The sequence below is a fragment of the Dermacoccus sp. CCH2-D9 genome (assembly GCF_001556795.1).
In the GTDB taxonomy this organism is placed as follows: Bacteria; Actinomycetota; Actinomycetes; order Actinomycetales; family Dermatophilaceae; genus Dermacoccus; species Dermacoccus nishinomiyaensis.
In genome coordinates this window covers 13,793-37,126 of the sequence record NZ_LSJT01000021.1, presented here as the reverse complement: position 1 = coordinate 37,126, position 23,334 = coordinate 13,793, and the positions used below count along the sequence as shown (strand labels likewise).

General features: G+C 69.1%; 20 protein-coding genes. 9 read left to right on the top strand and 11 right to left on the bottom strand.

Going from position 1 to position 23,334, the window contains the following annotated elements; translation table 11 throughout:
* Window positions 1-42 precede the first annotated feature (42 nt).
* Entirely contained in the window at window positions 43-279 is a 237-nt protein-coding gene (locus tag AX669_RS01595) for a hypothetical protein (protein ID WP_040014825.1), read from the bottom strand.
* A gap of 324 nt (window positions 280-603) precedes the next feature.
* Here AX669_RS01595 and AX669_RS01600 point away from each other — a divergent pair, with 324 nt between their 5' ends.
* Window positions 604-2,097: a neutral zinc metallopeptidase gene (locus AX669_RS01600; RefSeq protein ID WP_050786555.1), complete on the top strand. Its 1,494-nt coding sequence runs from the start codon at window positions 604-606 to the stop codon at window positions 2,095-2,097.
* 9 nt (window positions 2,098-2,106) lie between these two features.
* Here the strand turns inward: AX669_RS01600 and AX669_RS01605 are convergent, their stop codons facing one another.
* The 3 genes from AX669_RS01605 to AX669_RS13165 all read right to left on the bottom strand — a co-directional run bounded on the left by AX669_RS01605 (window position 2,107) and on the right by AX669_RS13165 (window position 4,810).
* A complete protein-coding gene (locus AX669_RS01605; protein ID WP_062256170.1) occupies window positions 2,107-3,945 on the bottom strand; it encodes an ABC transporter ATP-binding protein in 1,839 nt (612 codons plus the stop codon).
* 152 nt (window positions 3,946-4,097) lie between these two features.
* A complete protein-coding gene (locus AX669_RS01610) occupies window positions 4,098-4,568 on the bottom strand; it encodes a hypothetical protein (RefSeq protein ID WP_156444885.1) in 471 nt (156 codons plus the stop codon).
* Window positions 4,565-4,810 carry a hypothetical protein gene (locus tag AX669_RS13165; RefSeq protein WP_156444886.1) on the bottom strand — a complete coding sequence of 82 codons (246 nt, stop codon included), beginning with the start codon at window positions 4,808-4,810 and terminating at the stop codon, window positions 4,565-4,567. The genes AX669_RS01610 and AX669_RS13165 overlap by 4 nt, the downstream gene beginning before the upstream one ends.
* Window positions 4,811-5,082: 272 nt before the next feature.
* Between AX669_RS13165 and clpB the strand changes: the two genes are divergently transcribed.
* The gene (gene clpB / locus AX669_RS01615) at window positions 5,083-7,743 is read left to right on the top strand and encodes an ATP-dependent chaperone ClpB (RefSeq protein WP_040014867.1); all 2,661 of its coding nucleotides are present in this window, start codon (window positions 5,083-5,085) and stop codon (window positions 7,741-7,743) included.
* Window positions 7,744-7,937: 194 nt separating this feature from the next.
* Window positions 7,938-8,819 (top strand): universal stress protein, encoded by an 882-nt coding sequence (locus AX669_RS01620; protein ID WP_082740471.1) that lies wholly within the window; start codon window positions 7,938-7,940, stop codon window positions 8,817-8,819.
* A gap of 114 nt (window positions 8,820-8,933) precedes the next feature.
* On the opposite strand, the gene AX669_RS01625 is transcribed toward AX669_RS01620, so the two are convergent.
* A complete protein-coding gene (locus AX669_RS01625; protein ID WP_006946120.1) occupies window positions 8,934-9,842 on the bottom strand; it encodes an alpha/beta fold hydrolase in 909 nt (302 codons plus the stop codon).
* A 121-nt stretch (window positions 9,843-9,963) separates the two neighbouring features.
* On the opposite strand from AX669_RS01625, the gene AX669_RS01630 reads away from it, so the two are divergent.
* The gene (locus AX669_RS01630; RefSeq protein ID WP_006946146.1) at window positions 9,964-10,677 is read left to right on the top strand and encodes an LppX_LprAFG lipoprotein; all 714 of its coding nucleotides are present in this window, start codon (window positions 9,964-9,966) and stop codon (window positions 10,675-10,677) included.
* A gap of 81 nt (window positions 10,678-10,758) precedes the next feature.
* Entirely contained in the window at window positions 10,759-12,573 is a 1,815-nt protein-coding gene (locus tag AX669_RS01635; RefSeq protein ID WP_062256175.1) for an MFS transporter, read from the top strand.
* A 218-nt stretch (window positions 12,574-12,791) separates the two neighbouring features.
* Here AX669_RS01635 and AX669_RS01640 read toward each other — a convergent pair whose 3' ends face one another.
* The 3 genes from AX669_RS01640 to AX669_RS01650 all read right to left on the bottom strand — a co-directional run bounded on the left by AX669_RS01640 (window position 12,792) and on the right by AX669_RS01650 (window position 15,509).
* Complete coding sequence (locus AX669_RS01640; protein ID WP_062256177.1) at window positions 12,792-13,625, bottom strand: CoA ester lyase; 834 nt, start codon at window positions 13,623-13,625, stop codon at window positions 12,792-12,794.
* Window positions 13,626-13,713: 88 nt separating this feature from the next.
* The gene (locus AX669_RS01645) at window positions 13,714-14,259 is read right to left on the bottom strand and encodes a MaoC family dehydratase (protein WP_231729366.1); all 546 of its coding nucleotides are present in this window, start codon (window positions 14,257-14,259) and stop codon (window positions 13,714-13,716) included.
* A 74-nt stretch (window positions 14,260-14,333) separates the two neighbouring features.
* Window positions 14,334-15,509, bottom strand: coding sequence for an acyl-CoA dehydrogenase family protein (locus tag AX669_RS01650; RefSeq protein ID WP_062256179.1), 1,176 nt, complete (start codon window positions 15,507-15,509; stop codon window positions 14,334-14,336).
* A gap of 108 nt (window positions 15,510-15,617) precedes the next feature.
* Here AX669_RS01650 and AX669_RS01655 point away from each other — a divergent pair, with 108 nt between their 5' ends.
* The 3 genes from AX669_RS01655 (at window position 15,618) to AX669_RS01665 (ending at window position 18,335) form a co-directional block, all read left to right on the top strand.
* The gene (locus AX669_RS01655; protein WP_062256179.1) at window positions 15,618-16,793 is read left to right on the top strand and encodes an acyl-CoA dehydrogenase family protein; all 1,176 of its coding nucleotides are present in this window, start codon (window positions 15,618-15,620) and stop codon (window positions 16,791-16,793) included.
* A 74-nt stretch (window positions 16,794-16,867) separates the two neighbouring features.
* The gene (locus AX669_RS01660; protein WP_231729366.1) at window positions 16,868-17,413 is read left to right on the top strand and encodes a MaoC family dehydratase; all 546 of its coding nucleotides are present in this window, start codon (window positions 16,868-16,870) and stop codon (window positions 17,411-17,413) included.
* An 88-nt stretch (window positions 17,414-17,501) separates the two neighbouring features.
* Window positions 17,502-18,335: a CoA ester lyase gene (locus tag AX669_RS01665; RefSeq protein ID WP_062256177.1), complete on the top strand. Its 834-nt coding sequence runs from the start codon at window positions 17,502-17,504 to the stop codon at window positions 18,333-18,335.
* 218 nt (window positions 18,336-18,553) lie between these two features.
* Here AX669_RS01665 and AX669_RS01670 read toward each other — a convergent pair whose 3' ends face one another.
* The gene (locus tag AX669_RS01670) at window positions 18,554-20,368 is read right to left on the bottom strand and encodes an MFS transporter (protein WP_062256175.1); all 1,815 of its coding nucleotides are present in this window, start codon (window positions 20,366-20,368) and stop codon (window positions 18,554-18,556) included.
* A gap of 81 nt (window positions 20,369-20,449) precedes the next feature.
* Window positions 20,450-21,163 carry an LppX_LprAFG lipoprotein gene (locus tag AX669_RS01675; RefSeq protein ID WP_006946146.1) on the bottom strand — a complete coding sequence of 238 codons (714 nt, stop codon included), beginning with the start codon at window positions 21,161-21,163 and terminating at the stop codon, window positions 20,450-20,452.
* 121 nt (window positions 21,164-21,284) lie between these two features.
* On the opposite strand from AX669_RS01675, the gene AX669_RS01680 reads away from it, so the two are divergent.
* The gene (locus AX669_RS01680) at window positions 21,285-22,193 is read left to right on the top strand and encodes an alpha/beta fold hydrolase (RefSeq protein WP_006946120.1); all 909 of its coding nucleotides are present in this window, start codon (window positions 21,285-21,287) and stop codon (window positions 22,191-22,193) included.
* A 114-nt stretch (window positions 22,194-22,307) separates the two neighbouring features.
* On the opposite strand, the gene AX669_RS01685 is transcribed toward AX669_RS01680, so the two are convergent.
* Window positions 22,308-23,189, bottom strand: a complete 882-nt coding sequence (locus tag AX669_RS01685) for a universal stress protein (protein WP_082740471.1) — start codon at window positions 23,187-23,189, stop codon at window positions 22,308-22,310.
* Window positions 23,190-23,334 lie beyond the last annotated feature (145 nt).

The window sequence follows — 23,334 nt, the reverse complement described above, 5'->3', positions numbered from 1 at the left end:
GGTTCCCGTCGTCTTGTCGAAGCCACCGCGCGTGATGGTGTGCTACGAGGTGGACGGCCAGGTCCCCGCCCGCTCGGTGTCCTTGGGTCCGGTGCGCCCGACGACGTCGACGCGCGGCGCCAGGGGGTGGTCGGCCGCGAAGCGCAGGGGGACGTCGCTGTCGTTGCGCAGGTTGAGCCAGGATTCGCCCTCGAATCCATTGGCGCTCAGGACCAACTGGTAGAAGTTGACCGTCAGCGAGCCCTGCTTCGTCGGCAGGTCGGCGAAGGCGAGATCCATGGTCGCCCTGCTCTCAGGGCTGCGTGCGGTGTTCGAGGCTGTGCCGGACGGGCTCGCCGCGGCGATCGTGACGGCGGGGATGCTCCACGCGGTGCCTGGGACGACGGTGCGGCGGGGTCATCAGAGGAAATTGACCGGCCGTCCAGAGTGTTCTCTGAGGCCGCTCAGGGGCGAGGCGGCGCTGGTGAGCACCCTCCACACGCGCATCCGATCCTGTCGCGGAGGCTCTCCGCCCCGCGCTAACCTCGACGCATCGGCCGGCCATCGGGTGGCTGCCGACGCGCGCGAGAGGCGCGCCGGACACAGGAGGGTGGCTCCATGGGGATGACATCACGACGCGCGACCAAACGCGCCGATCTGCCGGGCACCGACGCGGCGTCACGGCGAAGCGCAGCCGCGCGCGGCCGCATCATGCGGGGCACGGTCGTCACCGTCGCGGCCGCGCTTGCCGTGACGGGGTGCACGAGCGCCACGACCGGTGGCTCCTCGGCGCCCACCTCGGCGCCCGCCTCGGCCACCACCTCGGGACACACCGGCGCCGCGTCGTCGCCGTCCGCGAGCACCCCCGGATCGCAGGCGTCCACCTCGAGCCAGCCCATCGATGTGTCGAAGGTCGTCGTGCGAGGCGACCGGCGCAGCGACGCCGCGAAGCTCGCGACGGCCGCCGTCGCGGACCTCGAACGCTACTGGGGTCGGCAGCTGCCAGCGGTCTACGGCTCGGCGTTCACACCCATCAAGGCCTACTACTCCGTCGACACCAAGGCGGGACGCCGTTCACCGTCGGTCTGCGGGGACGTCACCGGAAATGCCTACTACTGCTACGAGGACGGGGCGATCGCCTGGGATTCGACGGGCCTGCTCACCGACATGCGCAGCGCCTACGGCGACATCGCGCCGCAGGTCATCATGGCGCACGAGTTCGGGCACGCGGTGCAGCACCGTTTCGGCTACCGCGGCAAACCCGTCGTGCAGGAGCTGCAGGCCGACTGCTTCGCCGGCGCCTGGCTCCATCACGCGATCGACGACAAGGTCGTCGCCGCCTCGTCGGAGACGCCGACGCAGGCCGCCGCCGCAATCCTCGCGGTGAAGGACCCGGTGGGTGAGGACCCGCGCTCCGAACAGGCGCACGGCAACGGCTTCGACCGCGTCAACTCCTTCCAGACGGGCTACGACGACGGCCTGAAGGCGTGCAAGGCGTACACGAGCGAGGAGCCCGTCGTCACCGAGCTGCCGTTCACGAGCTACACGGACGCTGCGAGCGGCGGGAACCTGCCGTACGAGTCGGCGATGCAGAGCGGCGCCTACGACCTCGACGACTACTGGGAGCACACCTACCCCCAGGTGACGAACGGTCAGCAGTGGAAGCCGATGGGCAAGCTGACGCCGTTCGCGACGAGGAAGCCGGCCACGTGCGGCGACGAGACGGTGACGGACGCCGTCGCGTACTACTGCCCGAGCGACGACTCGATCGGGTGGAACGACGACGTCACGCGTGAGATCTACCGGGAGACAGGCGACTTCGGCCCAATCGTGCTCCTGGCCGCGCAGTACGGCAAGGCGGCCCTGAGCCGCTCGGGCAAGCCGCTCGGCGACGACGCCGCCGATCGCGGCGTCTGCTACGCGGGTGCCTACTCCGCCGACGTCATCCTGCACAACCGTCCGCAGACCAGCTCGTTCACGATGTCGCCTGGCGACCTCGACGAAGCCATCCAGGCACTGCTCATGGTCGGTGGCTCCGACGGTTTCGACCTCATCCGCGCCTACCGCAAGGGTGCGCTCGACGGGCCGAAGGGCTGCGCCGGCGCCAAGGTGTCCTGACGGCGGTGCTCACCCGGCGATGTCGTAGGCCTTGAGGCGCTTCTTGTCGCGCTTCGACCCCGACGCCTGCAGGGCGAGCAACTCGGCGTAGATGCCGCCGGAGGTGGCGAGCTCAGCGGGCGGGCCGACCTCGTCGATGCGTCCGTCGCGCAGGGTGACGATGCGGTCGACGGCGCTGATCGTCGACAGGCGGTGGGCGATGATGAGGGACGTGCGGCCCTCCATGAGCTCGTCGAGGCCGGCCTGCACGAGTCGCTCCGACTTGGTGTCGAGCGCGCTCGTCGCCTCGTCGAGGATGAGGATCGGCGCGTCCTTGAGCATCGCTCGCGCCACGGCGATGCGCTGCTTCTGGCCGCCGGACAGCTTGAGGCCGCGTTCGCCGATCGTCGTGTCGTAGCCGTCGGGGAACTGGCGGATGAACACGTCGGCGTTGGCGCGTTCGGCCACGGCCCGGATCTCCTCGTCGGTGGCCTCGGGGTGGCCGTAGGCGATGTTCTCGCGAATCGTGCCGCTGAACAGCGACGCGTCCTGGAACACGACGCCGAAGTCGCTGCGCAGCTCGTCGAGCGGCGTCTCGGCGGTGTCACGGCCGAAGACGCGCAGGTGCCCGTCATGCACCGTGTACAGCCCGAGCAGGAGGCTGATGAGCGTCGTCTTGCCGCCGCCGGACTCGCCGACGAACGCGACATGTTCACCCCGTTCGACGGCCAGCGTGATGTCCTTCAGCACGTCCCGGTCGGCGTCGTAGCCGAACGAGGCGTGATCGAACTCGATGACGGACCCGGTGCATGCGGCGGCGCGCGCCCGCGCGGCGTCGATCGTCGCACCCGGCGCGGTGTCGGCGTCGCCGAGCAGGTCGAGGCCCTCCCGCTCTGGTCGTTCTTCGAGGACGCGGAAGTAGTCGCGGCTGCCGGCGACGGCCCGCTGGCCCGAGTCAATGAGGTAGCTCATCATCATGACGGGCTGACGCGCCATGTTGACGAGTTGGATGAGCAGCACCATGTCACCGATGGAGAAGTGCCCCTCGACGGTCTGCACGAAGATGATCGAGTAGACGCCGAAGAAGATGACGTTGAGGGCGCCGCGTCGCGCGCCATCCATGAGGTGCCAGTAGCGCGACTGCTCGCGCGTCGTCGCGACGGTGCTCGCGTACCGCTCGTCGAACGACGTGAGCTCGCGGCGCTCCTGACCGAAGCTCTTGACGACGCGGATCTGCCCGACGACCTCGGCAAAACGTCCGCCGGCGATGTCGAACTGGCTGTTCTTCTCGCCCTCGAGCACCTGCCACTTCTTGCTCGTCAGCGTCGTCAGGTACATGAAGACGGGGAAGACGATGAGCAGCAGCAGCGCGAGCGGCCACGAGTAGATGGCGGAGATGACGAGCACCGCGAACGTCGTCAGCAGCATCGGCAGGAAGTTGTTCGCGAACGAGTTGAGGAACTGTGTCGTCTCCGAGATGTTCCGCGAGAGGCGGTTGATGATCCTGCCCGTCAGCTCACGGTCGAAGTAGCTCTGCGGCAGCGTCAGCAGCTTCTCGAAGTAGCGCGTCGACAGGATGCGGCGCAGCCGCACCGCCGTCACGTCGCCGATGTACCCGCCGATGTTGCTGATCGCCGTGTTCGCGAGGTCGGCCACGAGCAGGGCCACCGCGAACCACATGATGGTCGTGACGTGCCCCGACGGGTTCGCGCCCGTCTTGACGACGGAGACCACCTCGTCCGTCGCACCCGAGATGATGAACGGCATGACGAGCGACGTCGCCGTGATGAGAACCGAGCTGACGACGATCGCGAGATACGACGGCCACAGCGCGCGGGTGGAGGACAGGATCTTGCCGATGCTTCGCACGGATGAAGCGTGCCACCCGGCGACGACAACCCCGAAATCTCGCGGCGACGCGGTGTCCGGTGGCCGACACGACGACGCGGGCCGCCCCGGAGAAAGAAGGTGCAGCCCGCGGTGTCGGAGCGGCCGGTGCGTTCGGCGTCGCAGCGGTGTCGTCAACACGTGTTCGATGCGTCGAGCGACTTGACCTGGCACGGCAGCGTCGTGCCGTCGGGCAGCGTGACCGTGACGTCCTGTACGTAGCTGAGTCCGCCCTGCGCCACACCGCACCCGAGCGGGGCGACGGCGTTCGAGTAGTTCGTGATGAAGCGACCCGAAGGGCCGGTGGTGAAGTTGCGGCACGTCGTACCCGTGACAAGGCTGTACGAGCCTGCCCCGCTTCCTGCGCGCCACTCGAAGTGAAGATTCCAGCTCGCGGGGGTGCCATTGAGGTGGGCGATGATCGTGCTTCGTGAGGTGCTGGTCACCGGCTGCCACCCCGCGCTGCCGTAGGAGTAGGTCATGTTGGAACAGGTGGACGAGCCACAGGAACTTCGGCGGTTGGAGGTGGTGTCACCGACCCAGAAGATGCCAGGGCGGGAAGATGTCTGGCCGTTGCGCAGCCCGAGCCAGTAGTCGTAGGTCACCTGGCAACGGTCACGCCGGCGGGCAGGTTGTCGACGCATGTCGGGGCGCCGACGTTGAGCGATTGATTCGTCGTCGATGCGCTGACATCACCCCAGTCGTAGATGACGCCGCCGCTGACACGAGGTGTGGGGGCGCCACAGGTGGATGCCGCCATCACGGGGGCAGCGCCCGCAACGGTGACGGCGGGGATGCTCCCGGCGGCCCCGCGGGCGACGGAACGGCGTGAGATGGGTGTGGTCATGTGGATCCCCAGGCGATGAAACGTTTTTTGAGCACACTCAGTTGTGCATTCGAGGTCGCCGTCATCAAACGAGGGCCGTCCGTGTGGACACACTCATGAGCTTCGTGTGTACCCGTGAGTTGAGTGGAATACGCGCAACTTTGTTGCGGTTGTACCTGACAGGAAGATGCGCGACCAGCCATACTGAAGGTGAGGTCGCTGTCGAGCCACCGGGCCCGTCAGCGAACGTCGTGCATTGCAGCAAGAAGACGTTCAACGACAAGGAGTCAGCAGTGGATATTCAACTGACAACGAAGGCGCAGGAGGCCCTCTCCGCCGCCGTGACGGCCGCGCAGTCGGCCGGCAACCCCTCGATCGAGCCCGCGCACCTCCTCAAGGCGCTCGCGGAACAGACCGACACGACCACCGGCCCGCTGCTCGAGGCGACGGGCACCACTCCGCAGGCAGTCATCGCGCAGGCCGAGGCCGACCTGCGCACGTTCCCGAGCAGCTCGGGTGCAAGCGTGGGCCAGCCCGGCATGAGCCGTGAGCTGCTCAACGTGCTCGAGAAGGCGCGCAGCGACATGAGCGCCATGGGGGATGCGTTCACCTCGACCGACCACCTGCTGCTCGCGCTCGCTCGCACGGGCAAGTTCTCCACGCTGAACGCGGAGGCGATCGAACAGGCGATCCCCGCGACGCGCGGTGGCCGCAAGGTCACCTCCGCCGAGCCCGAGGGCACGTTCGAGGCGCTCGAGAAGTTCGGCACCGACCTGACGGCCCTCGCCCGTGAGGGCAAGCTCGACCCCGTCATCGGCCGCGACAGCGAGATCCGTCGCGTCGTGCAGGTGCTGAGCCGCCGCACGAAGAACAACCCCGTCCTCATCGGTGAGCCCGGCGTCGGCAAGACGGCCGTCGTCGAGGGTCTCGCGCAGCGCATCGTCGCCGGGGACGTGCCGGAGAGCCTGCGCGACAAGCGCCTCATCTCCCTCGACCTCGGCGCGATGGTCGCCGGTGCGAAGTACCGCGGCGAGTTCGAGGAGCGCCTCAAGGCCGTCCTCGAGGAGATCAAGAACTCCGACGGCGAGATCGTCACGTTCATCGACGAGATCCACACCGTCGTCGGCGCGGGTGCCGGCGGCGACTCGTCGATGGACGCCGGCAACATGCTCAAGCCGATGCTCGCGCGCGGCGAGCTGCGTCTCGTCGGTGCGACGACGCTCGACGAGTACCGCGAGAACATCGAGAAGGACCCGGCGCTGGAGCGTCGTTTCCAGCAGGTGTTCGTCGGTGAGCCGAGCGTCGAGGACACGATCGCGATCCTGCGCGGCCTGAAGGAGCGCTACGAGGCGCACCACAAGGTCGCCATCGCCGACCAGGCGCTCGTCGCCGCTGCGACGTTGAGCGACCGCTACATCACGAGCCGACAGCTGCCCGACAAGGCGATCGACCTCATCGACGAGGCCGCGTCGCGTCTGCGCATGGAGATCGACTCGAGCCCCGTCGAGATCGACCAGCTACGCCGCAGCGTCGACCGCATGAACATGGAAGAACTGCACCTCGAGAGCGAGACCGACCCGGCCTCGCGCGACCGACTCGCGAAGCTGCGGGCCGACCGCGCCGACACCGAGGAACAGCTCGCCGCGCTGACGGCGCGTTGGGAGGCCGAGAAGGCCAGCCTCAACAAGGTCGGTGATCTCAAGGCCCAGATCGACGACCTGCGCACGCAGGCTGAGAAGCTGCAGCGCGAAGGTGACTACGGCAACGCCTCGAAGTTGCTCTACGGCGACATCCCGGCTCTTGAGAAGCAGCTCGACGAGGCGCAGGCAGCCGAGGCGACGTCCTCGAAGGCCGGCGGCGAGGCGCCGATGGTCTCCGACGAGGTGACCGCCGACGACATCGCCGAGGTCATCGCCAGCTGGACCGGCATCCCCGCCGGGCGTCTGCTCGAGGGCGAGACCGAGAAGCTGCTGCGCATGGAGGACTTCCTCGGCGAGCGCCTCATCGGTCAGAAGGCCGCGGTCGAGGCTGTCAGTGACGCCGTGCGCCGTTCGCGCTCCGGCATCGCCGACCCCGATCGTCCGACCGGTTCGTTCCTGTTCCTCGGCCCGACGGGTGTGGGCAAGACGGAGCTCGCGAAGTCGCTCGCCGACTTCCTCTTCGACGACGAGCGCGCCATGGTGCGCATCGACATGTCGGAGTACTCCGAGCGTCACGCCGTCGCGCGCCTCATCGGTTCGCCTCCCGGCTACGTCGGGTACGAAGAGGGCGGTCAGCTGACCGAGGCTGTGCGCCGTCGCCCGTACTCGGTCGTGCTGCTCGACGAGGTCGAGAAGGCGCACCCGGAGACGTTCGACATCCTCCTGCAGGTGCTCGACGACGGGCGCCTGACGGACGGGCAGGGCCGCACGGTCGACTTCCGCAACGTCATCCTCGTCATGACGTCGAACCTGGGCAGCCAGTTCCTCGTCGACCCGACGATGGCGCCGGAGGCCAAGCATGGCGCTGTCATGGGTGCGGTGCGCGCGCAGTTCAAGCCCGAGTTCCTCAACCGTCTCGACGAGATCGTCATCTTCGACCCGCTGACGCGGGACGAGCTGTCGCACATCGTCGAGCTGCAGGTCGCGTCGCTGAGCAAGCGGCTCGCCGATCGCCGCATCACCCTCGAGGTGACGCCGGCCGCGCGCGAGTGGCTCGCCGAGACGGGGTACGACCCGGCGTACGGTGCGCGCCCGCTGCGTCGCCTCGTGCAGAAGGAGATCGGCGACCGTCTGGCTCGTGCACTCCTCGCCGGCGAGGTGCTCGACGGCGAGAAGGTGACGATTGACGTCGAACGTGGCGCGGCGCTGAAGCTGCCGGATGGCGTCACGGCACCGGAGGGCGTCGAGCCTCCGGTGACGGGTCTGCGCATCGTGTCGGAGAGGGTCGAGCCCGACGCGGGCGTCGAGAGCTGATCGTCGCGACAGCTGCCTGAGCAGTGAACCGCACACTGAAACGGGCCGGACACCGATCACGGTGTCCGGCCCGTTTCGCGCGTCCCCTCTGCGGTTCCCGTCCCCTTCTGCGATTTTCGTCCACCCTTGCGAGTTTCGGTCACATTCGTATCGCGGCGCTGATGGCACGGCATCGGGGCAGGTAGATTTGACGTATGACAGAGAACACACCTGCAGTGACGACTCCTGGCACGCGCTACCTCGTGGCCTGGGGTGGGGACAAGCGTTCGGAGGACGCCCTCAAGCTCGGCGCCGTGCTCGCGCGCACCTTCGAGGCGAAGCTCGACATCGTGTACGTCGTCTTCCAGCAGACGAACGGTTTCACCGTCACCGCGGGCGACCGCACCTTCGAGCAGGAGGTCGGACGCGAGGCGGCCGGCTGGCTGAAGACGGCCGCGAAGTCGGTGGGCGAGGGCGTCGAGGTCGAGACGCACGTCGTCTACGGCGAGTCGATCACGCAGGGCATCCTCGCCGCAGCCGAGCAGCTTGGCTCGCAGGCCATCGTCATCGGTGCCGGTTCGGGCGCGGGTCAGCCCGTCGCGACGAACGCCATCGTCGGCGGCCTGCTGCACTCGAGCCCCGTCCCGATCGCCATGGCGCCGCGCAACTACCGCAAGGTGAAGTTCGACTCGCTCTCGTCGCTGTCCGCCGCCATCGGCCCGCGCCCCGGCGCGCACCAGGTCGCCATCGAGGCCGCAGACGCGATCAAGCGCGTCGGCCTGCCGCTGCAGCTCATCTCGCTCGTCTCGCTCAAGCAGGACAAGCAGTTCCACGTCGACGGCTTCGATGAGGCCGAGCGCGTGCTCGCCGACGCAGCCAAGCGCGTCGGTGACCGCGCGGAGGTCACGACCGTCGTCGGTCAGGGCCGCTCGCTCAAGCAGGCCGTCAAGAAGATCGACTGGGACGAGCGCACGGCGCTGTGCGTCGGCTCGTCCCGGCTCGCGCAGAACCGACGCACCTTCCTCGGCTCCGCTGCGACGCGCATGCTCTCGTCGCTGCCCGTGCCGATGATCGTCGTCCCGCGACGCGACGCTTGAGCCGCCACCTCGCGCACATGACTGAGCGCGGCGTCCCCTTCGCGGGGGCGCCGCGCTCAGGCGTCCTGAGCGGGACGCCGACGTGGCCGCGGCAGGCGCACGATGGCCCCGGCGTCACGCGGACGTGACGGCAGAGCCCTGATCGTTCGCGCCGGCCTGCGTGATGACGTCGCCGATGGCGTCGGTGACGAGGTCGGGCTCCTCGTACGTCAGCATGTGGCCCCGGCCGTCCACGATGTCGAGGTGAGCGTCGGGCATGGCCTCGGCGAGAGCGATGGAGTGGCGCTTCGGCGTCAGCAGATCACGCGAGCCGACGAGGATGCGCACGGGCACCTTGCTCAGCGCGGCCAGCGCGGCGAGTTCGTCGTGCGCCATGAGCGCGGTGTAGAACGCGCCGCTCGTCGAGATGCGCGTGGCGGCGATCTGGTCGCGCGCGGCCCGGACGTCTTCGTCGCGCGGGTCGATGCCGAAGCCGCCGCGGCGCTGTGAGGCGAGGGTGACGAGACGGCCCGGGCGGAGCGGAACGTGCTTGAGCGCCTTGACGATCCACTTCTCGCCGGGGACGGTGAAGCCGCGCAACTGCCCTGACGACGTCGAGACGAGCACCGCGCCGATGACCTTCTCACCCAGGAGCCCCGGGTGCAGCCCGGCGAACGCCATCACCGTCATCCCGCCCATCGAGTGACCCGCGACGATGACCGGTGATCCCTCCGGTGCCGTCTCGGCGACGACGCTCGCGAGGTCCTCGCCGAGCGCGCGCACGGTCTCGTCGCCGGGGCGCATGCGGCCACCGGCGAACGTCGAGTCGCCGTGCCCGCGCTGATCCCACAGCACGACTCGCACGCCGCCGCGATCGAGCAGACGCTGCGCAACGGGTTCCCACGAGCGGTGGCTCAGTGTCCAGCCGTGGGACATGACGACGGTCGGCGCGTCGGGCGCCAGATCGGCCGGCTCGGCGGTGAAGACGGCGAGGCGCGCGCCGTCGGCGGCGGTGACGGTGGTGCGGGCGAATTCGTGGTTCACGCGACCCACTCAAACACACCCGGAGACGGTGAACCGCCCCGTTTCGGAACCTGCATTGCATAGGCTGCGTCACAACGACAGGTGAGCATCCGCTCACGACCCCCGACGGACAGGTGAGCTCATGACCTCCCACATGCCCACGCGCCGCAGCGTCATGACGGCAGCGCTCGCGAGCGTCGCCCTGACGGCGTGCTCGTCGGCGAAGAAGTCCGATTCGAACGCCTCCAGCGGCGAGGACGTGACGAAGCGTCTCAAGGCCGCGCAGGACAAGATCGGCAAGACGTCCGGGTACCACACGAAGGTGACGTGCTCGGCCGCGCCGAAGGACGAACCGGCGCTCAAGGCGGGGGAGGGCGACGTCGTCAACTCGCCCGCCGCGTTCAAGGGTGACGTGACGGCGAGCACGCAGGGCAACGAGATCAAGGCCGGCATCATCAGCATCGGCGACAAGAACTGGGTGAAGCCGAGCTTCTCGCCCAAGTACCTGACGGTGAACCTCAAGTCGCTCGGTGTGCCGTCCCCGACGTCGCTTTTCAACGCGACGAGTGGCATCCCGGCGATGCCGCTCATGAGCAAGGACATGAAGCGTTCGGGCGAGAAGCTCGTCGGCGGCGAGAAGGTGACGACGTACAAGGGCACGCTCGACGGCCCGAGCGCCGCGAAGGCGATGGGTTTCGGCAAGACGCGCGGCGACTACACCGTCGAGGTCGGCCTCACGGACTCCGACGAGGTGCGCACCATGATCATCACGGGCCCGTTCTTCGACTCGGCCGACGCGACGTACACGATCGACATCTCCAAGTACGACCAGAAGGTCGAGATCAAGCAGCCGTGACCGTGCCTGCCGGTGATTCACCCCTGCTCGTGACGCACCCGGCCGCCGACTGACCCCCGACGCGAGAGACCTCGACGACCCATGACGCTCACCGCTGCCACCGCGCCCGACGCCGACGTTCCGGCGATCGCCACCCGTTCGAAGGCGCTGCTCGCGACGGCGGCACTCGCCGTGCTGCTGACGGCGGCCGACACGTACGTCGTCGTCCTCGCGCTGCAGGACATGATGGCGGGCGTCGGCCTCGGCCTCGACGAACTGCAACGGGCGACGCCGATCGTGTCGGGCTTCCTGCTCGGTTACATCGCCGTGCTGCCGCTCATCGGACGGCTGTCCGACCTCGTCTCGCGCCAACGCGTGTTGCTGTGGTGCCTCGTGCTGTTCGGCCTCGGCAGCGTCGTCACGGCGCTCGCCGTCGACCTGCCCGTCATCGTCGGCGGGCGCGTCATCCAGGGCATCGGTGGTGGCGGGCTCGTGCCCGCGACGCTGGCCCTTGTCGCAGATCTGCTGCCGCGCGGGCGACGGGGCACGGCGCTCGGGATGGTGTCGGCGGTGCAGGAAGTGGGGTCGGTGCTCGGCCCACTGCTCGGCGCCGCGATCCTCGCCGTGTGGTCGTGGCGCGCGATCTTCTGGGTCAACGCTGCAGCGGCCGTCGTCCTCGCCGTCATGATCGGTGTGTTGGGGCGACGGACGAGCACGCAGGTGCCGGACGTGGGCGGCGGCGTTGAGCCTGTGGGCGGGCGCGGCGCGTCGACATCCGCGGCTGGCGACGGCGCGCACCGCGTCGCTGCTGCGTCGTCAGGCCCCGGGCGCGTGGCCCGCATCGTCGGATGGTTGGGGTGGCTGGCGTTGCTCGTCGGAACCCTCATCGTCCTGCTCGCGCTGTGGGCGCCGGAGCGGCTGACCTCCGACGTCGACTACGGCCTGCCGTTCGTCCCGTACGACGGCTACACCTCGCGCATGGCGACCCCCATTGCATTGCGTGGCCTCGGCGTCCTCGTGCTGGGCATCGCGCTGACCGCACGGATCTGGTGGCCGCGGCTACGCGCCGTCGACCTGCCCGGCGCCGTGCTGCTGACGGGCGCGCTCGCCTGCATCGTGTGGGCGTTCGCCGCGGCCGACACCTCGAAGGAGGTGCTCAGCCCCGCCGGATACGTGCTGCTGCCGGTGGCGGCGGTGCTGCTCGTCGGGTACGGCATCCGTCATCGCACGGCGCGGCGACCACTCATCGAACGCGGCGTCCTGGCGGGTCGGGTGCCCGTCGCGCTACTGGTGTCGTTCCTCGTCGGCACGGCGCTCGTCGCGATCGTCGTCGAGATCCCGGTCCTCGCGCGACTGACGCTGACGGACTCGCAGACGGCGGCCGCGTTCGTCCTGCTGCGCTTTCTCGTCGCCGTGCCCATCGGGGCGTTCCTCGGCGGGTTCCTGCTGCGCCGCGTGGGGCCGGCCCTCGTCGCCGCTCCCGGTCTCATCATGGCCGGGGCCGCGATCCTCGCGATGAGTACGTGGGGGCGCGACACGCTCGGCGGCGTCGTCATCTCGACGCTCGTGCTCGCCGTCGCGGGCCTCGGCATCGGCCTCGCCATCGCGCCCGTCAACGACGCGGCGCTCGCCGACTCGCCCGACGACGCGCACGGCGTGACGTCGGCACTCGTCGTCGTCGGCCGCATGATGGGCATGGTCGTCGGCCTCGCGCTGCTGACGGCGATCGGCCTGCACCAGTTCAGCGTCGAGATGCAGAAGGCCGCTCATACGAGCGAGCAGACCGTGCGTGACGCGGGCGTCGTGCAGGTGCACACCGTGTTCGTCGGCGCAGGCGTCGCGGTGCTCGTCGCGGCGGTGCTGGCGTTCTTCTTCCTGGGGCGCCGGGTCATCGGTTCACGCCGCGTCGAGAGCTGAACGGCCGCGGCGCCGACAGGGGCCGATGACGGTGGCCTCTACCGCTGGGCGTCGACGTTGACCTCGGCGGCCTGCATGCCCGGCCCGCCATCAAGGGCCTGCCGGGACCTCGCCGTCGAGGGCCGGACGTGGCCGCGATGCGGGATGAGCGGGCCCGGGACGCCGCCGCAGCGCCAGCTTGGAGCAGCCCCCGTCATTGCCCCACCGGCCGCGTTGCGTCAGTTCGCGCGCCGCAGGATCTGCTCGGCCTGCTTGAACACCGGCCCGTCTACCATCTGTCCCTCGAACGTGAACACGCCGCGTTCGTGCTTCGCCGCGTCCATGAGGCGCGTGGCCCAGTCGATCTGCTCATCGGTCGGGGCGTAGGCGTCGCGGATCGTGGCGACCTGCTTGGGGTGAATGGCGACCTTCGCGTCGAAACCGATGGCGACGGCGTCATCGGCCTCGGCGCGCAGGGCGAGGAGGTTGCCGATGTCCATGAACACGGAGTCGAGTGCGAAGCAGCCGTGCGCCTTCGCGGCCAGCAGGACGTTGCCGCGCACCTGCTGAACGATCGGGTGGTAACTCCCGTCGGCCAGGCGACTGCGGCGCCCACCGAGGCCCGCCGTCAGGTCCTCGGAGCCCCACATGAACCCGGCGACGTTCGGGGCGGCAGCGATCTCGGCGGCGTTGACGGCACCCAGAGGAGATTCGATGAGGGCGATGACGTCGTGGTCTGGCAGGGCGTCGACGTCGGCGCGCGTCTCGGTCTTGGCGAGCATGACGCGACGGACGGGTAGCTGCTCCAGGCAGACGAGGTCGGCGGCGAACTCGTCCGTCGTCGCGGCGTTGACGCGCACGACGAGCGTCTCGACGTCCGGTGCGCCGTCACAATTGAATGCGTCGATGAGGGCCTGACGTGCCGCGGGCTTGTCCGCCGGGTTCACGGCGTCCTCCAGATCGAGGATGACGACGTCCGCCGCCGCAGCGGCCTTCGCGTAGCGCTCCGGGCGGTCCGCCGGGCAGAAGAGCCAGCCCGGCCCCGGCATCGTCCACGAGGTGCTTGTGTCCATGAGTTCCTCCGGTCGGTAGACGGTGACGGTTGGGGTGGATGGTGACGTCCGAACGTCCCCATCCACCCCAACCGTCACCAGGTGTGCATCAGGCCGACGGCGCGCACTTCACGAGCGTCTGGCGGACGGCGACGGCGACGACGTCACCGTGCTGGTTCTTCGCGACGTGCCGCAGCGTGACGATGCCCTGGCCGGGGCGCGACTTCGATTCGCGCTTGTCCTCGATCAGCGTCTCGGCGTACATCGTGTCACCGTGGCGCATCGGCTTGGGAAAGCTGATCTCGCTGAACCCGAGGTTCGCGACGATCGTTCCCATCGTCAGCTGGGCGACCGACAGCCCGACGAGCGTCGACAGCGTGAACATCGAGTTGACGAGGCGCTCGCCGAACTCCGTCCCCGCTCCGTACTCGGCGTCGAGGTGCAGGGCCTGCGTGTTCATCGTCAACGTCGTGAACAGCACGTTGTCGGCCTCGGTGACGGTGCGTCCGGGGCGGTGCTCGTAGATCGCGCCGACCTCGAACTCCTCGAACCACAGTCCCCGCTGCGTGATGCGCTTGGGCTGTCGCTCGCCCGAGTCGGGGCCGGTAGCGGCGTCGTCGCTCGAGGCATCTTGGGGTGTTTCAGGAAGGGGCATGACGGCCTTTCGTCGAGTCGATGTTGCCCGGGTTTCGGGGCGCCTGCGCCCCGAAACCCGGGCAACATCGTGGGTCACAAGGACAGTTCGCGGGCGATGAGCATGAGCTGCACCTCGGTTGTGCCCTCGCCGATCTCGAGGATCTTCGAGTCGCGGTAGTGACGCGAGACGACGTACTCGTTCATGAAGCCGTAGCCGCCGTGGATCTGCGTGGCGTCGCGGGCGTTGTCCATCGCGGCCTCCGACGCGACCATCTTCGCGATCGACGCGGCCTTCTTGAACGGCTTGCCGGCGAGCATGAGTGCCGCGGCGTTGTAGTACGCCGAACGCGCCGTGTGAGCCCGCGCCTCCATGCGGGCGATCTTGAACTGAATGGCCTGGTACTCGCCGATCGCGTGGCCGAACGCCTGACGTTCCTTTGCGTACTTCACCGATTCGTCGACGCATCCCTGCGCCGCGCCGACCGCCAGGGCCGCGATGGCGATGCGGCCCTCGTCGAGGATGCGCAGGAAGTTCGCGTACCCGCGGCCGCGTTCGCCGAGCAGGTTCGCCTTCGGCACGCGCACGTCCGAGAACGACAGCGGATGCGTGTCGGAGGCATTCCAACCGACCTTGTCGTAGGCGGGCTCAGCCGTGAAACCCGGCGTGTTCGCCGGCACGATGATTGTCGAGATCTCCTTCTTGGCGCGCCCATCAGCCGTCTGCGACTCGCCCGTCACCGCCGTCACCGTCACGAGCTTCGTGATGTCGGTGCCCGAGTTGGTGATGAACTGCTTCGAGCCGTTGATGACCCACGCGTCGCCGTCTTCCTTGGCCGTCGTGCGCGTGCCGGACGCGTCAGAACCGGCGCCGGCCTCCGTCAGACCGAAGCCGCCGAGCGCCTCACCGGAGGCGAGCATCGGTAGCCACTGCTCCTTCTGCTCCTGCGAACCGAAGCGGTAGATCGGCATCGCGCCGAGCCCGACGCCCGCCTCGAGGGTGATGGCGACGCTCTGGTCGACCTTCGCGAGTTCCTCGAGCGCGAGGCACAGGGCGAAGTAGTCGCCGCCCATGCCACCGAATTCCTCGGGAAACGGGATGCCGAACAGGCCCATCTCGGCCATGCCGGAGACGACCTCGTACGGGAACGTGTGGTCCTTGTCGTGCTGCGCCGACACAGGCGCGACGACACGCTGCGCAAAGTCGCGCACGCCCTTCGCGAGGTCGGCGTACTCGTCGGGCAGATTGCCCTGCGCGATGAAGTCGGTCATGGCGGTCTCCTACGGGTGTGTGGGCGTCTACCCCCTCTGCGTGCAAGTGCACCCGGGTGCACTTGCACGCAGAGGGGGTAGACGCCCACACACCCGTAGGAGACCGCCATGACCGACTTCATCGCGCAGGGCAATCTGCCCGACGAGTACGCCGACCTCGCGAAGGGCGTGCGCGACTTTGCGCAGCGTGTCGTCGCGCCTGTGTCGGCGCAGCACGACAAGGACCACACGTTCCCGTACGAGGTCGTCTCCGGCATGGCCGAGATGGGCCTGTTCGGCATCCCGTTTCCCGAGGAATTCGGTGGCATGGGCGGCGACTACTTCGCCCTGTGCCTCGCGCTCGAGGAACTCGCGAAGGTCGACCAGAGCGTCGCCATCACCCTCGAGGCGGGCGTCGGGCTCGGCGCGATGCCGATCTACCGCTTCGGTTCGCAGGAGCAGAAGGAGCAGTGGCTACCGATGCTCGCCTCCGGTGAGGCGCTCGGCGGCTTCGGTCTGACGGAGGCCGGCGCCGGTTCTGACGCGTCCGGCACGCGCACGACGGCCAAGGAAGACGGCGACGCGTGGGTCATCAACGGCTCGAAGCAGTTCATCACCAACTCGGGCACCGACATCACGAAGCTCGTGACGGTGACGGCGGTGACGGGCGAGTCGCAGACGGCTGATGGGCGCGCCAAGAAGGAGATCTCGACAATCATCGTGCCGGCGAACACGCCGGGTTTCACGGCTGAGCCCGCCTACGACAAGGTCGGTTGGAATGCCTCCGACACGCATCCGCTGTCGTTCTCGGACGTGCGCGTGCCGAAGGCGAACCTGCTCGGCGAACGCGGCCGCGGGTACGCGAACTTCCTGCGCATCCTCGACGAGGGCCGCATCGCCATCGCGGCCCTGGCGGTCGGCGCGGCGCAGGGATGCGTCGACGAATCGGTGAAGTACGCAAAGGAACGTCAGGCGTTCGGCCACGCGATCGGCGAGTACCAGGCCATTCAGTTCAAGATCGCCCGCATGGAGGCGCGGGCTCACACGGCGCGTTCGGCGTACTACAACGCCGCGGCACTCATGCTCGCCGGCAAGCCGTTCAAGAAGGCCGCGTCGATCGCGAAGATGGTCGCGTCGGAGGCCGCGATGGACAACGCCCGCGACGCCACGCAGATCCACGGCGGCTACGGCTTCATGAACGAGTACGTCGTCTCGCGTCACTACCGCGACTCGAAGATCCTCGAGATCGGCGAGGGCACAACCGAGGTGCAGCTCATGCTCATCGCCCGCGAACTGTCCTTGTGACCCACGATGTTGCCCGGGTTTCGGGGCGCAGGCGCCCCGAAACCCGGGCAACATCGACTCGACGAAAGGCCGTCATGCCCCTTCCTGAAACACCCCAAGATGCCTCGAGCGACGACGCCGCTACCGGCCCCGACTCGGGCGAGCGACAGCCCAAGCGCATCACGCAGCGGGGACTGTGGTTCGAGGAGTTCGAGGTCGGCGCGATCTACGAGCACCGCCCCGGACGCACCGTCACCGAGGCCGACAACGTGCTGTTCACGACGTTGACGATGAACACGCAGGCCCTGCACCTCGACGCCGAGTACGGAGCGGGGACGGAGTTCGGCGAGCGCCTCGTCAACTCGATGTTCACGCTGTCGACGCTCGTCGGGCTGTCGGTCGCCCAGCTGACGATGGGAACGATCGTCGCGAACCTCGGGTTCAGCGAGATCAGCTTTCCCAAGCCGATGCGCCACGGTGACACGATGTACGCCGAGACGCTGATCGAGGACAAGCGCGAATCGAAGTCGCGCCCCGGCCAGGGCATCGTCACGCTGCGGCACGTCGCGAAGAACCAGCACGGTGACGTCGTCGCCGTCGCCGTCCGCCAGACGCTCGTGAAGTGCGCGCCGTCGGCCTGATGCACACCTGGTGACGGTTGGGGTGGATGGGGACGTTCGGACGTCACCATCCACCCCAACCGTCACCGTCTACCGACCGGAGGAACTCATGGACACAAGCACCTCGTGGACGATGCCGGGGCCGGGCTGGCTCTTCTGCCCGGCGGACCGCCCGGAGCGCTACGCGAAGGCCGCTGCGGCGGCGGACGTCGTCATCCTCGATCTGGAGGACGCCGTGAACCCGGCGGACAAGCCCGCGGCACGTCAGGCCCTCATCGACGCATTCAATTGTGACGGCGCACCGGACGTCGAGACGCTCGTCGTGCGCGTCAACGCCGCGACGACGGACGAGTTCGCCGCCGACCTCGTCTGCCTGGAGCAGCTACCCGTCCGTCGCGTCATGCTCGCCAAGACCGAGACGCGCGCCGACGTCGACGCCCTGCCAGACCACGACGTCATCGCCCTCATCGAATCTCCTCTGGGTGCCGTCAACGCCGCCGAGATCGCTGCCGCCCCGAACGTCGCCGGGTTCATGTGGGGCTCCGAGGACCTGACGGCGGGCCTCGGTGGGCGCCGCAGTCGCCTGGCCGACGGGAGTTACCACCCGATCGTTCAGCAGGTGCGCGGCAACGTCCTGCTGGCCGCGAAGGCGCACGGCTGCTTCGCACTCGACTCCGTGTTCATGGACATCGGCAACCTCCTCGCCCTGCGCGCCGAGGCCGATGACGCCGTCGCCATCGGTTTCGACGCGAAGGTCGCCATTCACCCCAAGCAGGTCGCCACGATCCGCGACGCCTACGCCCCGACCGATGAGCAGATCGACTGGGCCACGCGCCTCATGGACGCGGCGAAGCACGAACGCGGCGTGTTCACGTTCGAGGGACAGATGGTAGACGGGCCGGTGTTCAAGCAGGCCGAGCAGATCCTGCGGCGCGCGAACTGACGCAACGCGGCCGGTGGGGCAATGACGGGGGCTGCTCCAAGCTGGCGCTGCGGCGGCGTCCCGGGCCCGCTCATCCCGCATCGCGGCCACGTCCGGCCCTCGACGGCGAGGTCCCGGCAGGCCCTTGATGGCGGGCCGGGCATGCAGGCCGCCGAGGTCAACGTCGACGCCCAGCGGTAGAGGCCACCGTCATCGGCCCCTGTCGGCGCCGCGGCCGTTCAGCTCTCGACGCGGCGTGAACCGATGACCCGGCGCCCCAGGAAGAAGAACGCCAGCACCGCCGCGACGAGCACCGCGACGCCTGCGCCGACGAACACGGTGTGCACCTGCACGACGCCCGCGTCACGCACGGTCTGCTCGCTCGTATGAGCGGCCTTCTGCATCTCGACGCTGAACTGGTGCAGGCCGATCGCCGTCAGCAGCGCGAGGCCGACGACCATGCCCATCATGCGGCCGACGACGACGAGTGCCGACGTCACGCCGTGCGCGTCGTCGGGCGAGTCGGCGAGCGCCGCGTCGTTGACGGGCGCGATGGCGAGGCCGATGCCGAGGCCCGCGACGGCGAGCACGAGCGTCGAGATGACGACGCCGCCGAGCGTGTCGCGCCCCCACGTACTCATCGCGAGGATCGCGGCCCCGGCCATGATGAGACCGGGAGCGGCGACGAGGGCCGGCCCCACGCGGCGCAGCAGGAACCCGCCGAGGAACGCCCCGATGGGCACGGCGACGAGAAAGCGCAGCAGGACGAACGCGGCCGCCGTCTGCGAGTCCGTCAGCGTCAGTCGCGCGAGGACCGGGATCTCGACGACGATCGCGACGAGCGCCGTGCCGACGAGGAACGACACCAGTAGCGCGACGGGCACCCGACCCGCCAGGACGCCGCGTTCGATGAGTGGTCGCCGCGCCGTGCGATGACGGATGCCGTACCCGACGAGCAGCACCGCCGCCACCGGCAGCAGCACGTATCCGGCGGGGCTGAGCACCTCCTTCGAGGTGTCGGCCGCGGCGAACGCCCACACGATGCAGGCGAGCGCGCCCGTCAGCAGCACGGCGCCGGGCAGGTCGACGGCGCGTAGCCGCGGCCACCAGATCCGTGCGGTCAGCGCGATGCCCAGCACGAGGACGCCGAGGCCACGCAATGCAATGGGGGTCGCCATGCGCGAGGTGTAGCCGTCGTACGGGACGAACGGCAGGCCGTAGTCGACGTCGGAGGTCAGCCGCTCCGGCGCCCACAGCGCGAGCAGGACGATGAGGGTTCCGACGAGCAACGCCAGCCACCCCAACCATCCGACGATGCGGGCCACGCGCCCGGGGCCTGACGACGCAGCAGCGACGCGGTGCGCGCCGTCGCCAGCCGCGGATGTCGACGCGCCGCGCCCGCCCACAGGCTCAACGCCGCCGCCCACGTCCGGCACCTGCGTGCTCGTCCGTCGCCCCAACACACCGATCATGACGGCGAGGACGACGGCCGCTGCAGCGTTGACCCAGAAGATCGCGCGCCACGACCACACGGCGAGGATCGCGGCGCCGAGCAGTGGGCCGAGCACCGACCCCACTTCCTGCACCGCCGACACCATCCCGAGCGCCGTGCCCCGTCGCCCGCGCGGCAGCAGATCTGCGACAAGGGCCAGCGTCGCGGGCACGAGCCCGCCACCACCGATGCCCTGGATGACGCGCCCGCCGACGATGACGGGCAGGTCGACGGCGAGCGCCGTGACGACGCTGCCGAGGCCGAACAGCACGAGGCACCACAGCAACACGCGTTGGCGCGAGACGAGGTCGGACAGCCGTCCGATGAGCGGCAGCACGGCGATGTAACCGAGCAGGAAGCCCGACACGATCGGCGTCGCCCGTTGCAGTTCGTCGAGGCCGAGGCCGACGCCCGCCATCATGTCCTGCAGCGCGAGGACGACGACGTACGTGTCGGCCGCCGTCAGCAGCACGGCGAGTGCCGCCGTCGCGAGCAGCGCCTTCGAACGGGTGGCGATCGCCGGAACGTCGGCGTCGGGCGCGGTGGCAGCGGTGAGCGTCATGGGTCGTCGAGGTCTCTCGCGTCGGGGGTCAGTCGGCGGCCGGGTGCGTCACGAGCAGGGGTGAATCACCGGCAGGCACGGTCACGGCTGCTTGATCTCGACCTTCTGGTCGTACTTGGAGATGTCGATCGTGTACGTCGCGTCGGCCGAGTCGAAGAACGGGCCCGTGATGATCATGGTGCGCACCTCGTCGGAGTCCGTGAGGCCGACCTCGACGGTGTAGTCGCCGCGCGTCTTGCCGAAACCCATCGCCTTCGCGGCGCTCGGGCCGTCGAGCGTGCCCTTGTACGTCGTCACCTTCTCGCCGCCGACGAGCTTCTCGCCCGAACGCTTCATGTCCTTGCTCATGAGCGGCATCGCCGGGATGCCACTCGTCGCGTTGAAAAGCGACGTCGGGGACGGCACACCGAGCGACTTGAGGTTCACCGTCAGGTACTTGGGCGAGAAGCTCGGCTTCACCCAGTTCTTGTCGCCGATGCTGATGATGCCGGCCTTGATCTCGTTGCCCTGCGTGCTCGCCGTCACGTCACCCTTGAACGCGGCGGGCGAGTTGACGACGTCGCCCTCCCCCGCCTTGAGCGCCGGTTCGTCCTTCGGCGCGGCCGAGCACGTCACCTTCGTGTGGTACCCGGACGTCTTGCCGATCTTGTCCTGCGCGGCCTTGAGACGCTTCGTCACGTCCTCGCCGCTGGAGGCGTTCGAATCGGACTTCTTCGCCGACGAGCACGCCGTCAGGGCGACGCTCGCGAGCGCTGCCGTCATGACGCTGCGGCGCGTGGGCATGTGGGAGGTCATGAGCTCACCTGTCCGTCGGGGGTCGTGAGCGGATGCTCACCTGTCGTTGTGACGCAGCCTATGCAATGCAGGTTCCGAAACGGGGCGGTTCACCGTCTCCGGGTGTGTTTGAGTGGGTCGCGTGAACCACGAATTCGCCCGCACCACCGTCACCGCCGCCGACGGCGCGCGCCTCGCCGTCTTCACCGCCGAGCCGGCCGATCTGGCGCCCGACGCGCCGACCGTCGTCATGTCCCACGGCTGGACACTGAGCCACCGCTCGTGGGAACCCGTTGCGCAGCGTCTGCTCGATCGCGGCGGCGTGCGAGTCGTGCTGTGGGATCAGCGCGGGCACGGCGACTCGACGTTCGCCGGTGGCCGCATGCGCCCCGGCGACGAGACCGTGCGCGCGCTCGGCGAGGACCTCGCGAGCGTCGTCGCCGAGACGGCACCGGAGGGATCACCGGTCATCGTCGCGGGTCACTCGATGGGCGGGATGACGGTGATGGCGTTCGCCGGGCTGCACCCGGGGCTCCTGGGTGAGAAGGTCATCGGCGCGGTGCTCGTCTCGACGTCGTCAGGGCAGTTGCGCGGCTTCACCGTCCCCGGCGAGAAGTGGATCGTCAAGGCGCTCAAGCACGTTCCGCTCCGCCCGGGCCGTCTCGTCACCCTCGCCTCACAGCGCCGCGGCGGCTTCGGCATCGACCCGCGCGACGAAGACGTCCGGGCCGCGCGCGACCAGATCGCCGCCACGCGCATCTCGACGAGCGGCGCGTTCTACACCGCGCTCATGGCGCACGACGAACTCGCCGCGCTGGCCGCGCTGAGCAAGGTGCCCGTGCGCATCCTCGTCGGCTCGCGTGATCTGCTGACGCCGAAGCGCCACTCCATCGCTCTCGCCGAGGCCATGCCCGACGCTCACCTCGACATCGTGGACGGCCGGGGCCACATGCTGACGTACGAGGAGCCCGACCTCGTCACCGACGCCATCGGCGACGTCATCACGCAGGCCGGCGCGAACGATCAGGGCTCTGCCGTCACGTCCGCGTGACGCCGGGGCCATCGTGCGCCTGCCGCGGCCACGTCGGCGTCCCGCTCAGGACGCCTGAGCGCGGCGCCCCCGCGAAGGGGACGCCGCGCTCAGTCATGTGCGCGAGGTGGCGGCTCAAGCGTCGCGTCGCGGGACGACGATCATCGGCACGGGCAGCGACGAGAGCATGCGCGTCGCAGCGGAGCCGAGGAAGGTGCGTCGGTTCTGCGCGAGCCGGGACGAGCCGACGCACAGCGCCGTGCGCTCGTCCCAGTCGATCTTCTTGACGGCCTGCTTGAGCGAGCGGCCCTGACCGACGACGGTCGTGACCTCCGCGCGGTCACCGACGCGCTTGGCTGCGTCGGCGAGCACGCGCTCGGCCTCATCGAAGCCGTCGACGTGGAACTGCTTGTCCTGCTTGAGCGAGACGAGCGAGATGAGCTGCAGCGGCAGGCCGACGCGCTTGATCGCGTCTGCGGCCTCGATGGCGACCTGGTGCGCGCCGGGGCGCGGGCCGATGGCGGCGGACAGCGACGAGAGCGAGTCGAACTTCACCTTGCGGTAGTTGCGCGGCGCCATGGCGATCGGGACGGGGCTCGAGTGCAGCAGGCCGCCGACGATGGCGTTCGTCGCGACGGGCTGACCCGCGCCCGAACCGGCACCGATGACGATGGCCTGCGAGCCAAGCTGCTCGGCTGCGGCGAGGATGCCCTGCGTGATCGACTCGCCGTAGACGACGTGCGTCTCGACCTCGACGCCCTCGCCCACCGACTTCGCGGCCGTCTTCAGCCAGCCGGCCGCCTCGCGTCCGACCTCCTGCTCGAAGGTGCGGTCGCCCGCGGTGACGGTGAAACCGTTCGTCTGCTGGAAGACGACGTACACGATGTCGAGCTTCGCCTCGAAGGTGCGCGCGAGCACGGCGCCGAGCTTGAGGGCGTCCTCCGAACGCTTGTCCCCACCCCAGGCCACGAGGTAGCGCGTGCCAGGAGTCGTCACTGCAGGTGTGTTCTCTGTCATACGTCAAATCTACCTGCCCCGATGCCGTGCCATCAGCGCCGCGATACGAATGTGACCGAAACTCGCAAGGGTGGACGAAAATCGCAGAAGGGGACGGGAACCGCAGAGGGGACGCGCGAAACGGGCCGGACACCGTGATCGGTGT